The 16,111-nt window shown below is 72.3% G+C and carries 12 protein-coding genes; 9 read left to right on the top strand and 3 right to left on the bottom strand.

Features of this window, described 5'->3' with window-relative positions:
- Nucleotides 1-265: 265 nt before the first annotated feature.
- From V5P93_RS10390 to V5P93_RS10370, 5 genes are all read left to right on the top strand, one after another.
- Nucleotides 266-1,288: an NAD(P)H nitroreductase gene (locus V5P93_RS10390; protein ID WP_104483139.1), complete on the top strand. Its 1,023-nt coding sequence runs from the start codon at nucleotides 266-268 to the stop codon at nucleotides 1,286-1,288.
- A gap of 109 nt (nucleotides 1,289-1,397) precedes the next feature.
- Nucleotides 1,398-2,036: a response regulator transcription factor gene (locus V5P93_RS10385; RefSeq protein ID WP_104483140.1), complete on the top strand. Its 639-nt coding sequence runs from the start codon at nucleotides 1,398-1,400 to the stop codon at nucleotides 2,034-2,036.
- Between the two features lie 1,636 nt (nucleotides 2,037-3,672).
- A complete protein-coding gene (locus tag V5P93_RS10380) occupies nucleotides 3,673-4,284 on the top strand; it encodes an HPP family protein (protein WP_104483141.1) in 612 nt (203 codons plus the stop codon).
- Complete coding sequence (locus V5P93_RS10375) at nucleotides 4,281-5,168, top strand: universal stress protein (protein ID WP_104483142.1); 888 nt, start codon at nucleotides 4,281-4,283, stop codon at nucleotides 5,166-5,168. Before V5P93_RS10380 ends, V5P93_RS10375 begins: the two co-directional genes overlap by 4 nt.
- 107 nt (nucleotides 5,169-5,275) lie before the next feature.
- Nucleotides 5,276-6,976 carry a GAF domain-containing protein gene (locus tag V5P93_RS10370; RefSeq protein WP_104483143.1) on the top strand — a complete coding sequence of 567 codons (1,701 nt, stop codon included), beginning with the start codon at nucleotides 5,276-5,278 and terminating at the stop codon, nucleotides 6,974-6,976.
- Nucleotides 6,977-7,255: 279 nt separating this feature from the next.
- On the opposite strand, the gene V5P93_RS10365 is transcribed toward V5P93_RS10370, so the two are convergent.
- Nucleotides 7,256-8,161: a nitroreductase gene (locus V5P93_RS10365; RefSeq protein WP_104483144.1), complete on the bottom strand. Its 906-nt coding sequence runs from the start codon at nucleotides 8,159-8,161 to the stop codon at nucleotides 7,256-7,258.
- Between the two features lie 159 nt (nucleotides 8,162-8,320).
- Here V5P93_RS10365 and V5P93_RS10360 point away from each other — a divergent pair, with 159 nt between their 5' ends.
- Nucleotides 8,321-8,953 (top strand): M15 family metallopeptidase, encoded by a 633-nt coding sequence (locus tag V5P93_RS10360; protein WP_104483145.1) that lies wholly within the window; start codon nucleotides 8,321-8,323, stop codon nucleotides 8,951-8,953.
- Here the strand turns inward: V5P93_RS10360 and V5P93_RS10355 are convergent.
- Nucleotides 8,950-9,225: a DUF6191 domain-containing protein gene (locus V5P93_RS10355; RefSeq protein ID WP_219824192.1), complete on the bottom strand. Its 276-nt coding sequence runs from the start codon at nucleotides 9,223-9,225 to the stop codon at nucleotides 8,950-8,952. The genes V5P93_RS10360 and V5P93_RS10355 overlap by 4 nt on opposite strands.
- A gap of 218 nt (nucleotides 9,226-9,443) precedes the next feature.
- Between V5P93_RS10355 and V5P93_RS10350 the strand changes: the two genes are divergently transcribed.
- Together V5P93_RS10350 and V5P93_RS10345 are read left to right on the top strand one after the other, a co-directional pair.
- Complete coding sequence (locus V5P93_RS10350) at nucleotides 9,444-10,628, top strand: MFS transporter (RefSeq protein ID WP_245931752.1); 1,185 nt, start codon at nucleotides 9,444-9,446, stop codon at nucleotides 10,626-10,628.
- A gap of 57 nt (nucleotides 10,629-10,685) precedes the next feature.
- On the top strand, nucleotides 10,686-11,396 hold the full coding sequence (locus V5P93_RS10345) for a hypothetical protein (protein WP_104483148.1): 711 nt from the start codon (nucleotides 10,686-10,688) through the stop codon (nucleotides 11,394-11,396).
- 195 nt (nucleotides 11,397-11,591) lie between these two features.
- Here V5P93_RS10345 and V5P93_RS10340 read toward each other — a convergent pair whose 3' ends face one another.
- Nucleotides 11,592-13,244, bottom strand: coding sequence for an MFS transporter (locus tag V5P93_RS10340; protein ID WP_104483193.1), 1,653 nt, complete (start codon nucleotides 13,242-13,244; stop codon nucleotides 11,592-11,594).
- A 742-nt stretch (nucleotides 13,245-13,986) separates the two neighbouring features.
- On the opposite strand from V5P93_RS10340, the gene V5P93_RS10335 reads away from it, so the two are divergent.
- Nucleotides 13,987-16,065: a tetratricopeptide repeat protein gene (locus V5P93_RS10335; protein WP_104483149.1), complete on the top strand. Its 2,079-nt coding sequence runs from the start codon at nucleotides 13,987-13,989 to the stop codon at nucleotides 16,063-16,065.
- Nucleotides 16,066-16,111 lie beyond the last annotated feature (46 nt).

Genomic DNA, 16,111 nt, shown 5'->3' with positions numbered 1-16,111 from the left:
GTACTCACCCCGGGGTTGTGAATAAGCCTCTATTCGCGACGACGGGCAGGTAGAAGTGGCCCAGCCGGGCCTGTGGACAACGGGCTGAATCCGCCCGCCGACCGGGACGAACCGGGCGAGCGGGGCGGGCTCGGGCGCCGCGGCGGGCGCCAGCAGGCTCTTAGGTCCCTGCCGCTCGGGACCTCCCGCACTGTGGCCGACCGTCTCCCGGCGTCGACTCTGGATAGACGGGAGCGCCGGGATGGCGGGAGATGAGGGGAATGCGATGACTGTTCCGCGGATCGATGTGCCCACCCGGCCCGGCGCGCACGGATTTCCTGACCGCGAAACCGTGCACACCGCGCTGCGGTTGGCGTGTTGCGCGCCGTCGGTGCACAACACGCAGCCGTGGCGGTGGCGGGTGGGGCGCGCTGAGATCCGGCTGTACGCGGACCAGTCGCGGCGGTTGCCCGCGACCGACCCGGACGGGCGCGACCTGCTGCTGAGCTGCGGCGCGGCCCTGCACCACCTGGTCGTGGCGCTCGCGGCGTTCGGCTGGACCGCGCACGTGCGCAGGCTGCCCGACCCCGAACTGCCCGACCACCTGGCCACCGTCACCGTGTCCCCGTCCACCCCCACCAGGGACGACATCGTCCGCGCCGCCGCCGTGACCCGCAGGCGCAGCGACCGGCGCGCCTACGCGGCCTGGCCGGTCCGCGCCGAGCACCTGGACGAACTGGTCCTGGCCGCGGGCGGCAGCGGCGTCCTGGCCCGCCACCTGTCGGGTGACACCCGAACGGCGCTGACCCGCCTGATCGCCGAGGCCGACGCGCACCAGGACGCCGACGGCGACTACCGCACCGAACTGGCCGTGTGGACGGGCCGCCACGCCGGGTCCGACGACGGTGTCCCGGCAGCCAACACGGTCCGCGACACCCGCTACGGCGACCTCGTGACCAGGCGTTTCTCCGCACCGCTGCTCACCCAGCACGACCGCGCGACCGGTGGCGGGGCTGGCGAGCTGCTGGTCCTGGGCACCTCGTCCGACGACCGGGTGTCCCGGCTGCGCGCGGGCGAGGCGACCAGCGCGGTGCTGCTGGCCGCCACCACGCTGCGCCTGGCCACCTGCCCGTTGTCTCAGCCGGTCGAGATCCCCCGAACGCGTGACCTGCTCCGCGAACGCGTACTCGACGACGCGATGGTCCCCCAGCTGGTGCTGCGCGTCGGCTGGGCCGCTGCCCCCGCCCAGGCGTTACCCCGGACACCGCGCAGGCCGCTGTCGGAAACCGTCGAACCACCGACCCGCTGAAGGACCAAAGTCCCGGGCCCGTACGGCCAGCCGGCGCAGGCAGAGGTCCCGGGACAGGGCCTACAGTTGGGTGCGACGACAAACGCACTGCGCTGGAGGCGGGGGCACCATGACCATCCGGGTCTTCCTGGTCGACGACCACGAAATCGTCCGCCGAGGGGTGGCCGACCTGCTGGACGAACCGGACCTGGAGATCGTCGGCGAGGCGGCCTCGGTCGCGGAGGCCCTGGTCCGGGTACCCGCGGTGACACCGGACGTGGCGGTGCTGGACGTGCGGCTGCCGGACGGCACGGGCGTCGAGCTGTGCCGCGAGCTGCGGTCGGCGCTGCCCGACCTGCGCTGCCTGATGCTGACGTCCTTCGCCGACGACGAGGCCCTGTTCGAGGCCATCCTGGCGGGCGCGTCCGGGTTCGTGCTCAAGCAGGTCCTGGGCACCGACCTGGTGGCGGCCGTGCGGACCGTGGGCGCGGGCGGATCGCTGCTGGACCCGAAGACCACCTCCGCCCTACTCGACCGCATCCGCCGCGAACGCTCCCAGAGCGACCCCCTCGCCGAACTCACCGACCAAGAGCGCACGGTGTTCGACCTGATCGGCGAGGGCCTGACCAACCGCGAGATCGGCGAGCGGATGTTCCTGGCGGAGAAGACGGTGAAGAACTACGTCTCCCACCTGCTCGCCAAGCTGAAGATGCAACGCCGCACCCAAGCCGCCGTCCTCGCCGCCGAACTCCGCCGCGGCCAGAACTGACCGAGCCGCAACGGATTTCGGCATGGGGCCACCGCGACCGCGGTGGCCCCATGCCGTGTGCGCCTACCGGCTTGGGGTCGGAACGCGGCAACGTCCCGGGACCTGTGGATGCCCCTGGGGTATGTGGACAACGGCATCACGCAAGGTTGTAGGTCACCTGCGAATCTCGGCCACCGATGCCGGGCAGGCCGCGCCGACCGGACAACCGGATGACTCCGGTTGTCCACATGGTCCGTGCCTGTCCACAGGACTTCCGCGAACCCTCCCCGCCACCCCGTGGCCGATAGACTGGAGCAGGGCTGTCCCCCCAGAGGAGGGCGGGGCTTGACCTCAACTGGTCGATGCACCGGGTATGAGGTGATCTTCGTGGGTGAGTGATCGGAGATCATGTCGTGGTGTGTCGGGTGAGTTTGAGTGCCGAGGAGCGGGAGATGATCTCGCGGGAGTTGCGGGCGAGGCGGTCGTTCCGGTTTATCGGCCGGGTGTTGGGTCTTGATCTCAAGGGGGCCGCGCTCGATTCGGGGTGTGTGGATGGCCTCCCCCGAGTGAGGTCGTGGCCAGTGCGATCACCCGGATCAGCGCGGGCGGGAGTCACCCGCCTGGCAGCGAAAACTCTTCGCCCGGGCGGCATTGGGTGGACAACGTCGCGCCCGCCGGACTACGGACGCCACCAGGAGGCGCGCCAACGCGGGCCGCAGGTGTAATCACCTGGTCAGGCGTGGGCGGGAGTTCGGCGATGACGACCTGGCCGACAAGACCACCCACATCACCAACCGCGCGGGGGATCGGCCACCTGCATCCGCCCCGCCCTCGAACGCGCCATCGGACCCAGGACCAGTCACTCGGCCGTCCTGGAATGCGGCGGACCTGCGGGAATCGCCAAGCCGGGCGACGCGAACCCGCCGGGTCCATGCCTCCCGTATGGGCCTCAAGCTGGTCGAGGCATTCATGGCCGCCCTCGACGAACAGACCGCCGCGGTCCCGGGCACAGCCGCACACCGTCCTGCCACGACTGGCCGACGGTCTGAAAACCGTTCTCGCCCAACGCAGACAGACCGAAGACCAAGTTGAGGGACACTCGATACGCACCTCTCGCCGGGGTCCTGACCTCGGCCCCCGGCATCGGCGTCAGGACCCGCCACCCGCATCCTGCCGGAGATCGGCGACGCCCCCGGCTTCGCAGGCTCGGCGCACCTGACCGCCTCCGCAGGCATCGCACCGTCACGTGACCGTCCGACACCTCCAGCAGGGCGAACACCCGGCCCGCACCGGCACCCGCGAACTCATACGCGCGCTCTTCCTCGCCGCCCTCTCCGCACCCACCGAGGTCGGGGCCCGCGCTCGATTTCGGGCGTGCGGACGACTGCCCCCGAGTGAGTCACGGCAGGTGTGCGATCACCCGATCAGTGCGGACAGCGGTTCCGCGGCGAACTGTCGCCGTCCGGGGCGGACACCGGCGAGCGCAACGCGCCACCGGACCTGTGACCGTGTCCGGTCGCGGGTGTGATCACCCGATCAGGTGTGGGCGGGAGTCCTGGGTCGGGCGGCGAAGGTCCCGGTGCGGGCGGGACCTCGGACGGCGGCGCGGCGGTCTTCCCCCGGCCTAGCGTGGAGGCAACCCCAGTGAGGAGCGTTGATGCGAGCCAGAGAGATCATGTCGAGCCCGGTGGTGACCGTGCGCCCGGACACCCCGGTCAAGCGGGTGGCGCAGGTGTTCGCCGCCGAGGGGTTCACCGCGCTGCCGGTCGTCGACGCGGACGGGCGGTTGGCCGGGGTGGTCACCGAGGCCGACGTGCTGCGCGGCCGGTTCCCGGTCGACCCGCAGTTCCGCACCGCCGTCGACGAGTCCGCCGCCGCGCCACCTGAGCTGGTCGGCCAGGTGATGACCGCCCCCGCCGCCGCCGTGGCCGCCGGGACCGACGTCGCCGCCGTGGCCCGCGTGATGCTGCGCGACCGGCACCGCTGCCTGCCCGTCGTGGAGAGGGACAAGGTCGTCGGGGTCGTCACCCGCGGCGACCTGATCCGCGTGCTCGCCCGCTCCGACCACGACCTGGAGACCGACGTCCGCAGGCGGCTGGCCGTCTTCGGCGGGGCGACCCGCTGGACCGTCCGGGTCGTCGGGGGCGCCGCCGAGATCACCGACCGGTTCGACGACGCCGGTGACCGCCACATCGCCCGCGTCCTCGCCGAGGCCGTCCCCGGCGTGGTCCGCGCCGAGGTCCACGCCGTCCAAGAGGTCCGCGCATGAGCACCGAGTTGCCCGTCCTGGCCGCGGTCGACGGCTCGGAGTCGGCGCTGGACGCCGTGCGCTGGGCCGCCGCGGAGGCCGCCCGGCGGCGCACCTGGCTGCGCGTCGTGTCGGTGCACCCGTGGCCGATAGCGGGCTACCCGGACACGTTGGTCGACGGTCGGCAGCTGCTCGCCGGGCTGCGCGCGCAGACCAAGGACAACCTCAACCGGGCCGTCGACGCCGCCGCGGCCGAGGAGCCCGACCTGGAGATCCGGTCCGAGGCGCTGGAGGGCGACGTCGTGGCGCACCTGCGCGACGCCAGCAGGGGCGCCGTGGTCCTGGTGCTCGGTTCGCGGGGCCTGGGCGGCTTCTCCGGGATGCTGCTGGGTTCCACCGCCGTCGCGCTCGTCGCGCACGGGCACTGCCCGGTCGTCGTCGTGCGCGGCGACCACCCGTCGCTCGAGGGGCGCGTACTGGTCGGTGTGGACGGCAGCGACACCGACGACGCGGCGCTGGCGTTCGCCTTCGAGTACGCCAAGGCCTCCGGTTCGTCGGTCGCGGCCGTGCACGCGTGGAGCGACGTGGTGCTGGAGGCGGCCCGGGCCGCCGGCTACGCACAGCTGGACTGGGAGCCGCTGGCCCGCGGCGCCGCCGAGCTGCTGACGTCCCGACTGGACCCGTGGCGGGCGAAGTTCCCCGAGGTGGCCGTGGAACCGCTGGTGGCCAGGGCGCGGCCCGCCCGGCTGCTGCTCGACCAGGCGGTCGGCGCGGCGCTGGTCGTGGTCGGCTCGCGGGGTCGCGGCGGCGTCGCCGGGATGCTGCTCGGGTCGACCAGCCAGGCGCTCATCCGGCACGCGCCGTGCCCGGTCGCGGTCGTGCGGCCACGGGCCGAACAGCCGTAGTCCCCAGTAGGACGGCCGTGTGGTTCAGGTGAACCATCCGGTCGGCTGTTTGCCCGGCGAGGGCAGCCGTGAAACGCTCCTGCGGGCCAGACGATGCGGGAGTCGAGATGGAGCGACAGGACACCGAGCAGGCGACCAACAGCGCCGCGCCACTGCTGTCCGGCCTGCGGCTGGACGAACTGCTGCGCGAGCTGCACGAACGCCTCGGCGAACTCATGCACACCCGGGACAGCCTCCAGGGCCTGCTCGACGCCGTCATGGCGGTCGGCGCGGGCCTGGAGCTGGACTCGACCCTGCAACGGATCGTGCGCGCGGCCGTCGGGCTGGTCGACGCCCGCTACGGCGCGCTGGGCGTGCTCGGCGACGCGGGCGGGCTGTCCCGCTTCGTGTACGAGGGCATCGACTCGCGCACCCGCTCGCGGATGGGTCACCTACCGGAGGGGCGCGGTCTGCTGGGGCTGCTGATCGAGCACCCCGAGCCGATCCGGGTGCCGGACCTGACCAGGCACCCCGCGTCCGTCGGGTTCCCGGAGAACCACCCGCCGATGGGCAGTTTCCTCGGTGTGCCGGTGCGGGTGCGCGGTGAGATCTTCGGGAACCTGTACCTGACCGAGAAGCGCGGCAGCACCGAGTTCACCGCCGACGACGAGGCCGTGGTCAGCGCGCTGGCCGCGGCGGCGGGCGTGGCGATCGAGAACGCGCGGCTGTTCGAGCGCACCCGCGACCGCGAGCGGTGGCTGACGGCGGCGGGCGAGGTCAACACGCAACTGCTGGCGGGCGCGTCCCAGGGCGAGACGCTGGACCTGATCGCCCGGCGGGTGCTGGAGCTGGCCGGGGCGGACTGCACGCTGATCCTGCTGGTCGACGACGCCACCCGGGACCTGCTGCGGGTCGGCGCGGCCACCGGGACGGTCGGCGACCTGCTCGGCGACGAGGAGGTGGCGGCCTTCGCGCCGCTGATCGAGGCGGTGCTGGCGGAGGAGGAACCGCGCGAGGTCGCGGACCTGGCGGCCGAGTTGGGTACGCACGCGGGGTCGCTGGGGCCCGCGGTCGTGGTTCCGCTGCGGACGGCCGGGGGTGTGCTGCTGGCCGCGCGGGAGAAGGGGGCGCGGCCGTTCAGCGTGCACCAGACGCCGCTGCTGGCGTCGTTCGCCGGTCAGGCGGCGGTGGCCCTGGAACTGGCCGAGAAGCAGCGCGCGCAGCGGTTGCTGGACGTGCTGGCCGACCGGGACCGGATCGCGCAGGACCTGCACGACCACGTGATCCAGCGGCTGTACGCGACGGGCATGAGCCTGCAGGGCACCCTGCGCCGGATCGACGACCCGGCGGCCCGCGACCGCGTGCACCGGTCGGTGGAGCAGTTGGACCAGACGGTCCGCGAGATCCGCACGTCCATCTTCGACCTCCAGTCCACCAGCGAGGACGCCAACAGCCTGCGGCGCCGCCTGCTCGACGTGGTGGCGGAGGTCGGCGCGGGGACGGCGGTCTCCCCGGCGGTGTCGATGTCCGGCGCGATCGACACCCTGGTCCCCGCCGAGATCGGCGAGCACGCCGTAGCCGTCCTGCGCGAGGCGCTGAGCAACGCGGTGCGGCACGCGCGGGCGTCGGAGATCACGGTGACGGTCGGCGCGGCGGACTCGTTGACCGTCGAGGTGCGCGACAACGGGGTCGGCCTGGTGACGTCGACCGGCCGCCGCAGCGGCCTGGACAACATCGACCGCAGAGCCGCCGCCTGCCACGGCCGCTGCGAAATCACCTCCACGGACGGCGGCGGGACGGTGCTCCGGTGGCAGGTACCGCTGGGGTAGGCGCTACGCGCACACCCACGCCCACCGCCGCGCCTCGCGCTCGCAACACCCACCGCCAACACCCACCGCTGCCACCCGGGCAGCCCCCGCCCTATCCTCTGGGGGACGGCCCTGTTCCAGTCTATTCGGGGTGGAGCGGTGGGAACGGGAGTGCGGACGGGCTGTGGATGGTCGCCGAGGATGTGGATAACCGAGATCCGACGAAACTCCAGGTCAGGCCAAGGTTCGGCGACGCGCGAGTGGCGGGTGTGGAAGGAAAGCACCCGATCCGGGGATACCTCAGCCCAGCGGTGAGAAGCCGGTGACCGCGCGGCCGGGTTCGCTGCCCGCGCGGCGGGGGGCTGGGCCTGAGCCGTGGCCGAAGCCGATCCGCAGGACGGCGTGTGGGGTGGCGCCGGTGGTGGTGTGCAGGGCGGAGCGGGTTTGGGGTAGTTCGACGGGGCGCGGCAGCAACGACACCGCCAGGCCCGCGATGTCGGCTTCGAGCAGCACCCGTTGCAGGGCTTGGCCCGCTATGACCTGGTCGACGGTCGTGTCCGTGGGGGTGGTCAGCACGGCCAGCAGCGGTTCCGGGCCGCCGCCGATGGTGTCGAGGCCGTAGGTGCCCTCTTCGCGGGCTTGGCGGGCGCGCAGTTCGGCCCGGTACTCGTCGTCGCGGCTGCGGAGGAAGTCGGCGCGGCGGATGACGGCGGCTACGGTGGCCTGGTCGTCGGGGTCCTCGATCAGGTGCAGCCGCGCGCCTTCGAGGCGGGCGGCCTTGGCCAGGGCGGCCCTGGCGGGTTCGGGGACGGCGCGGCGCAGCACGGGCCAGCGGTTGCCGCCGCCGCGTTCCACGGCCAGCGCGAGGGAGCGCTCCTCCGCCGTCGTGCGGTGCCGGGGACCGACCCGCACCTCGGCCACCAGGTCCGGGTCGCGGCGGTCCGGCAGCACGGCCACCGACGACGACCACCCGGTCACGGCCAGCACGAGCCGCAGGGCGTAGACGGTCGCGCCGCAGGCCACCCGCGCGCCCTGGCCGTGCGGGTCGGCGACGCGCAGCACCCGGTCGGGGTCCAGCTTCACCCCCACCCGCCGCTCCAGCACCACGAACCGCCACGGTCGCGTGCCGTACGGGGACGACACCCGCCCCGCCGCGCGCACCGCCCGCGCGATCGCCGCGTCGACGGGAAATGGCTCACCCGGCATGGTTGCCTCCTCGCAGGCAACCCTGTTGGGTCGGCGATCACCGCGGTACCGGGCACCCGGCCCGGATCGTCGGGACCTTCTACCCCATTGCATTCCACAGTGGATAGTCACAATCCGCGGCCGGGTACGCTCAAGGACCCACCCGACCAAGGAGGCGTGATGCGGAAACCGGCCACGGCACTGCTGACGTCCGCTTTCCTGCTCGCGACCGCGGCACCCGCCGCGGCCACCGCACCGTACCTGGCTTTCATCTTCCCGGTCAGCAAGGAGCGGCTAGGCGCGAGCTGGCGCCCCGGCTGCCCGGTCCCGCCGGAAAATCTACGCCTGGTGACCCTCACGACCCGGGGATTCGACGGCCGGACCCACCGCGGGGAGTTGATCGTGGCGAAGGACGTCGCCGTCGAGGTGGTCCGGATCTTCGGCGACCTCTACCGGCACCGGTACCCCGTCGAACGCATGGAGACCGTGGAGAAGTACGACGCGGACGACGACAGGTCGATGGCCGCCAACAACACGTCCGCCTTCAACTGCCGCCCGATCACCGGGGGCACCGAGTGGTCGAACCACTCGTACGGCCGGGCGATCGACATCAACCCCGTGCGCAACCCGTACATCTCCGGCAGCGGCACCGTGTACCCGCCCAACGGCGCCCCGTACGTGGACCGCACCCGCACCGACCCCGGCCTCATCCACGCGGACGACCACACGGTCCGCGCGTTCGAGGGCCGCGACTGGGACTGGGGTGGCTACTGGACCTCACCCATCGACTACCAGCACTTCGAGAAGCCCTAGTCCCGCTCGGGCAGCACCACCCGCACGCCGAACCCGTCGAGGTCGACCGAACCGCGCGGCGGCGCGCCGTCGTCCTCGTCGTCGCGGAGCACGAGCGACATCTTGCGGTACTCCATCTCCTCGCGCTTCCCGCCGGAGAACACCGCGCCCAGTTCGTCGAACCCCGCGGCCGCCACCGGCGTCCCCTTGCCGCGCCGCCACGGCAGCCGGGTACCGGCCGATTCGACCGCGGCCAGCACCACCAGCAGCACGACGAGTCCAGGCAGACTCACAGCCCACAACCAGCCCACGTCCGGGGAACGCGCGGCCGCGACCCGCGGTTCCCAAAATGACCCCTTTCTGTCCACCTCCCTGAGGTCGCGCCGCGCGCCCGCCCGGCCGACACTGGAGAACCGGGTGAGCGGGTACCGCGGTGTTCTGGGGGTACACCGCGGCCCCCGTTCCCCGCGATCCGCACCCCGACGGATTGTGGATGTGTCATCCTCCGCCGGTGAGCTACTGGCGGTTGTGGACCTCGTCGGCGCTGTCGAACCTCGCCGACGGCGTGTTCAAGGTGGCGCTGCCACTGGTCGCGATCGACTACACGCGGTCCCCGGTGCTGGTCGCGGGGGTCAGCTTCGCCGCCGCGCTGCCGTGGCTGCTGTGCGCGCTGCCCGCGGGCGCGCTGGCCGACCGGCTGGACCGCAGGCACGCCATGCTCGCGGCCAACGCGGCGCGCGCGGCCCTGCTCGCGGCGCTGGCCTTCGGCGCGGGGTCGATCTGGGTGCTCTACGCCATCGCGTTCTGCGTCGGGGTCGCCGAGACCCTGTACGACACGTCCGCGCAGTCGATCGTCCCGCAGGTCGTGCCGCGCGCGGACCTGTCCCGGGCGAACGCCCGGCTGTACGCGGTGGAGATGACCGCCAACGAGTTCGTCGGCCCGCCGCTGGGCGGTCTGCTCGCGGGCGCGGGCACCCTCGTCGCCTTCGCCACCCCGGCCGGGCTGTGGGTGGCGGCGATCGGCGCCCTCCTGCTGCTGCGCGGCGACTACCGACCGGCGCGCACCCACCGCGCCACCATGCGCGCGGACATCGTCGAGGGCCTGCGGTTCCTGTGGCACCGCAACCTGTTGCGCACCTTCGCGATCGCGGTGGGGGTGAGCAACTTCGCGAGCAACGCCCGGATGGCCGTCCTGGTCCTGTACGCGGTGGGGGCCATGGGGTTGACGGAGACGGAATACGGCATCCTGCTGACCACCTCCGCCGCGGGCAGCCTGGTGGGTTCCTTCGCCGCGCCCGCGATCGAGCGAGCGCTGGGCCGCTCCAGGTCCATCCTGGCCGCGTTCCTGGTCATCGCCCTCTCGATAGCCGCCCCCACCCTGACCCCCAACCCCTGGCTGGTCGGCGCCGGGTTCTTCATCGGCGGCGTGGGCATCATGCTGTCCAACGTCATCCTGGTCTCCCTCCGCCAACGCATCACCCCGGACCACATCCTCGGCCGCGTCAACAGCGCTTACCGCCTGGTCGCCTGGGGCACCATCCCCCTCGGCGCGGCCACCGGCGGCCTCCTCGCCCAGTGGCTGGGCCTGCGCCCGGTCTTCGCCATCGCGGGCGCGCTGACCCTGCTGCTGCTCATCCCCATCAGCCGCTTCACCGACCCCGTCCTCGACGCGGCAGAACGCGACGCGGGGGCATAACGGAGTCTCCGCCCGGCAACCGTCCACCCGCGCCGTTCCCGAGGTGATCTTCGCCGTGTGGGCGGCGACGAAGGCGGCATCGTCACCGAGCAGTGGCGCGACTACCTGCGGGCGGCGATCGACCAGGGGCCTGCGGCGTGGGGCGAACGCGACGCACGGGCTGACCGGGGGCCGGCTGCGGCGGCTGCCCCGGTCAGAGGGGTGGTGACCAGCCCGACCTTCGACGTTCGCGGCCGGGCGAACGGCTGCGTCCTGGTCACCGGACCACTCAAGGCCACGGACCTCGACGACCTCGCCCGCGCCGACCCACCCGAACGGCGGCTCGCCGGGTTCCTCTTCCGCTTCGGCCGCACCGACGCACCCGAACCCGTGCCGGTCCAGCCCGCGCCCGCGCGGGGAATCCGCCAGGCGAGCGGTTCGATCCTGGCCTCTGCCCAAGACTTCGCCGCCCTCCCGGCGCGCGAACGGCTCGCCGCCCTCACCTGGCCGCACACCACCGAGACGCGGCTCCTGCGCACGATCTTCCGCATCCGCCACGAGGCCCGGGCGTCGACCGCGAGCCCGACACCGCACGGCGGCTCGTCCGGCTGGGCGTCGTCGTCGTCGAGTTGGCCTGCGCCTTCGACCTCCTGCGCGAGCACGGCCGCACCTCCCGCGGTGCGCGGGACCTCGTGCTCGAACCGCACTTCGACCCGTCGAACCCCGATCTGGCCCGGACTATCGATCGCGTCCTCGCCGAGGAGGAGGTCTTCGGCCTGGTGCGGTTGATCGCGGCCGACCACGACACCGTCTTCGCCCGCGAGTTCGCCGCCGTGTTCCTCGACGGCGCCCGGTTCACCGCCGAGACCGCCACTGGACGCGCGGGACTGGGTGGCAGCGCACTCGGTCACCACGGCGCCCGGGTACTACGAGATCCGCGACACCGACGCCGCCGCCACCCACCTCATCGGCGCGTCCGCGTAGTCAGACCCGCTCCCCCGCCGCAGCAGCGAGTTCGGCGCCGACGGACTCGTGGTCGGTGGGCAGCTTCTTCGGTACGCACAACCACGACGCCACCGCTCCCAACACGCACAGCACGATCGCGAAGCCGAAGGCGATGGCGAGGCCGTCGGCGAAGGGGCCGGAGATGAGGCTGGGGAAGAAGCCCCGGCCCGTCAGGTACGCGGCCTGCTCGTGCGGCAACGTCGTGAGTTGGTCGCCCAGCAGTTGCTGAATCGGGTTGTAGCCGAGGAATGCCGCGAACAGCACCGCCACCGCGGGCAACCCGGCGATCTGTTCCGCCGACCCCGCCGACACCCCGTGCGCCTCCAGCCCCGTGCGCAGCGCCCCCGGCAGCGAGGTGGCGAGGCCCGCGATGATCAGGCTGAAGAAGAAGCCGATCGACAGGACCATCGCGGTGTTCTGGAAGGTGGTCATCATGCCCGAGCCGGATCCCCTGGCGTGCGGGGGCAGGCTGTTCATCACCTCCGCGCGGTTCGGCGAGGAGAACATCCCCATGCCGATCCCGTTGAGCACCAACACCGCCGCGAACGCCCAGTACGGGAAGTCCACCGGCAGCGCGATCAGCAGCCCGAACGACAGCGCGGTCACCAGCAACCCGCCGGACGCCAGGCGCCTGCTGCCGATGCGGTCGGAGAGGATGCCCGCGGTCGGGGCGGACACCAGAAAGCCGACCGTCATGGGGAGCATGTAGATGCCCGCCCACAGCGGTGTCTGCTCGTAGCCGTACCCGTGCTGCGGCAGCCAGATCCCCTGCAGCCACACGATCAGGATGAACTGCAGCCCGCCGCGGCCGAGGGACGCGGCGAAGTTGGCGGCGTTGCCCCAGGTGAACGACCGCAGGCGGAACAGCGACAGGTCGAACAGCGGGTTGTCCACGCGCCGCTCGACGACGACGAAGGCGACCAGGACGAGGGCGCCGCCGATGAGGCACGACAGCACCAGCGGGCTCCCCCAGCCGGTCTGCGCGTCCCCGTACGGCTGGATGCCGTAGGTGATGCCGACCAGCACCGACACCAGCCCGACCGCGAACGTCAGGTTGCCCCACCAGTCCATCCGCGCGTGGTGGCGCACGCCGGTGTCGCGCAGCTTCAGGTACGCCCAGATGGTGCCGCCGACGCCGAAGGGCACCGACACGAGGAACACCAGGTTCCAGTTGACCGGCGCGAGCACGCCGCCGACGACCAGGCCGAGGAACGAACCGGCGATCGCCGCGACGCCGTTGACGCCCAGGGCCATGCCGCGCTGGTTGGCGGGGAAGGCGTCGGTCAGGATCGCCGACGAGTTGGCCATCAGGAACGCGCCGCCGACACCCTGCACGACCCGCCACCCGATGAGCCACAGCGCGGCGGCGTCACCCTTGAACCAGGTGACGGCCAGCAGCACCGACGACACGGTGAACACCGCGAACCCCAGGTTGTACATGCGGGCCCGGCCGTACATGTCGCCCAGCCGCCCGAAGCTCACCACCAGCACGGCGGTGACCACCAGGAACCCCATGATCATCCACAGCAGGTAGCCGGTGTTCGCGGGCTCCAGCGGGTTGATGCCGATCCCCTTGAAGATGTCGGGCAGGGCGATGAGCACGATCGACGAGTTGATCGTCGCGATCAGCATCCCCAGCGTGGTGTTCGACAACGCGACCCACTTGTAGCGCGGCCCCGGTTCCGTCCTGCTGTCCACCTCTGGACTCCAATCACTTAGCTAGGCTAAGCAGTTGGTTGCCACAGAGCAAGGGTGACCACGGGCACCCCGGACGCGGGACCGGACATACCGCCCCAACCTCCCCGGTGGACACTCCACAAGAACCGGAGCCCCCCGGAAATCACAGCTCACGGGCGTTTTCGCGCAACAAAAAAGCCAGCCCCCCGGCTGGCGATCCACTGGTCGAACCACGAGCAGTTGTATTTATGGAGCAAGCGAAGAATGACGAGCACCGGCCTGGTCGTTTCGTGACCTCCGCGACGACCAGGCCGGTCCTCGCAGGTCACGAGACCGACATCCTACGATCCGCTTGCGCCAACCATCGTCAACCACGACCGCTCCTCCATGCCTACTCCACACCCCATTTCAACCACGACCACTCGCCTCCATACCTTCCCCCCGCTCGACCTGATTCAGGTCGAGCACGTACCGATCATATCCCGATCGGCCACTTGAGGGGAAGTTCACCATCGGGTACAAGCACTGGAAAATTCCGGACAAATGCTGGACAACCGAAGCGTTGGTCCGGACCAGTGCGGCGCGCCCGCGAAGCGCCTGCCTGCGACAACCGGGTGGAATCCGGGCCCGGTGTATATGCCGGGGCCCCGGAAAGCGACTAGGAACGGGGGTAGCCGACACGAGCGGGGGTGGCCGTGTGGACGACCGTGGATCCGCGGTGCACAACGCGGTCCCCGGCCAGGTGTCCGGGCAGGTGGTGCAGGCGGGCACCGTCGGCGCGATCAACTTCCACGCCGAGCAGGCCGACCTCGGCATCCCGTACCAGCTGCCGCCGGTGCCCGCGGTCTTCGCGGGCCGCGAGGCCGAGCTGGTCGAGCTCGACGCGCTGACCGCAGGCGGGACCGCGCTGGTCGTGCTGACCGGAATGGGCGGGGTCGGCAAGTCCACGCTCGCCGCGGGCTGGGCGCGCTCGGCGCGCGACCGGTTCCCCGACGGCCAGCTGGTCGCCGAGCTGACCGACGCGACCGGCGGCCCGGTGTCGGCCGCCGACGCGCAGGAGTGGTTCCTGCTGTCGCTGTCGGTGCCCGCCGAGAAGATCCCCGTCGAGCCCGCCCGCCGCGCCGCCCTGTTCCGCTCGGTGACCGCGGGCCTGCGGCTGCTGATCCTGCTGGACAACGCGCTCAGCGCCACCCAGGTCCGCGCGCTGCTGCCCACCGGCGCGGGCTCGGTGGTCCTGGTGACCAGCCGGTCGCGGCTCTCGGGCCTGGCCCTCGACGGCGCGCGCTGGTTGCCGGTCGAACCGCTGCCACCGGACGGGGCGCTGCGGCTGCTGGGTTCCGTGCTCGGCGTCGACCGGGTCTCCTCCGAGCCGGAAGCGGCCGAGGAGCTGACCCGGCTGTGCGGCGGGCTGCCGCTGGCACTGGCGGTGGTCGGCGCCCGCCTGGCCGCGCGCGGTCGTCGGACCCTGTCGCGGGAGGTGCGGGAGCTGCGCGACGAGCGGGTCCGCTTGCGCGGGCTGGAGCTGGACGCGGAGACCTCCGTCGCCGTGGTGCTCGACCACGCCCGCGACGAGTTGGACGGCGACGCGGTCGAGGTCTACCGGTGCTGCGCCTGGCACCCGGGCCGGGAGTTCACCGTACCCGCCGTCGCGGGCGCGCTGGGGTGGCAACCCGACCGGGTCGCCGACGCGCTGGACGACCTGGTGGAGGCCAACATGGTCGCGGAGCCGACCGAAGAGCGCTTCGCCCTGCACGACCTGATCCGCCTGCACGCCAGGCACACCGCGGCGGCCGACCGCGAGGAGCGGGGCATGGTCGAGTGGTACCTGGGCCGCGCGGTGGCCGCCGACCTGGTGATCCACCCCCTGCGCGAACACCTGGGACCGGGCTACCTGCGACCGGGCGACCCCTTCCCCGACCGCGCGTCGGCGATGGCCTGGATGGGTGCCGAACGCGACAACCTGCGCGCCGCGGTCAACACCGCCGCCCGCCACCACTGGGACGAGCTGGTGTGGCAGCTGTGCGAGGCGCAGTGGGGCCACTTCCTGCACACCCGCCGCTACGGCGAGTGGATCGACATGCAGCTCAAGGGAATCGCCGCCGCACACCGCCTCGGCGAACGCCTCGCCGAGGCCAGACTGCACACCCAGGCCGGTTTCGCCTACGCCAAGACGGGTTCCTACGCGGAGGCGGAGGCGCACAGCCACGCGGTGGTGCGCCTGGCCGAGGCGACGGGCGACGGTCCGACGGAGGCGACCGCGCTGTCCCAGCTGGGGCGGATCGCCCGGGAGACCGGGGATCTCGACGCGGCGGTCGGGTACTTCGAGCGCGCGCGGGCCGTGCACGAGCGGTTGGGGCGGGTCCGGGGCGTCGCACTGGCCCGCAGGCGCCTCGGCGAGTTGCACTCCCGGCTCGACCGGCCGGAGCGGGCCGTCGAGGAGCTGACCGCGGCGGCCGCGGCCATGGCCGAACTCGGCGACCAGGCGCAGTACGCGAAGGCGATGACACTGCTGGCCACCGTCCATTTGGGAGCAGGTGACACCGAGGAAGCCCGCCGCATCCTGGCGGAGTGCCTGACCTCGATCCAGGAACTCGAATCCCCGCAGTACGAAGCGGAGATCCTCGTCCACCACGGCGACGTGGCAGCGGCGGCGGAGGATCCGACCACCGCCGCCGCTTCCTGGGCACGCGCCGCGCACCTCTACGAACAGCTCCAAGACCCGCGAGTCGACGAGGTGCGCGCACGGCTCACTCGAATGCCCAAATCAGACACATAAGCCGCGACGGCCTGGCGGATCGCGTCCTCGCCCGCGCCGACCAGGA

Origin of the sequence: Actinokineospora auranticolor (assembly GCF_041897805.1) — a bacterium.
Classification (GTDB): domain Bacteria; phylum Actinomycetota; class Actinomycetes; order Mycobacteriales; family Pseudonocardiaceae; genus Actinokineospora; species Actinokineospora auranticolor.
This window is presented reverse-complemented; position numbering and strand designations above follow the sequence as displayed.

Coding starts and splice junctions, on each gene's coding strand:
- V5P93_RS10390 (WP_104483139.1), top strand. CDS start 266: ATGACTGTTCCGCGGATCGATGTGCCCACCCGGCCCGGCGCGCACGGA.
- V5P93_RS10385 (WP_104483140.1), top strand. CDS start 1,398: ATGACCATCCGGGTCTTCCTGGTCGACGACCACGAAATCGTCCGCCGA.
- V5P93_RS10380 (WP_104483141.1), top strand. CDS start 3,673: ATGCGAGCCAGAGAGATCATGTCGAGCCCGGTGGTGACCGTGCGCCCG.
- V5P93_RS10375 (WP_104483142.1), top strand. CDS start 4,281: ATGAGCACCGAGTTGCCCGTCCTGGCCGCGGTCGACGGCTCGGAGTCG.
- V5P93_RS10370 (WP_104483143.1), top strand. CDS start 5,276: ATGGAGCGACAGGACACCGAGCAGGCGACCAACAGCGCCGCGCCACTG.
- V5P93_RS10365 (WP_104483144.1), bottom strand. CDS start 8,161: ATGCCGGGTGAGCCATTTCCCGTCGACGCGGCGATCGCGCGGGCGGTG.
- V5P93_RS10360 (WP_104483145.1), top strand. CDS start 8,321: ATGCGGAAACCGGCCACGGCACTGCTGACGTCCGCTTTCCTGCTCGCG.
- V5P93_RS10340 (WP_104483193.1), bottom strand. CDS start 13,244: ATGCTGATCGCGACGATCAACTCGTCGATCGTGCTCATCGCCCTGCCC.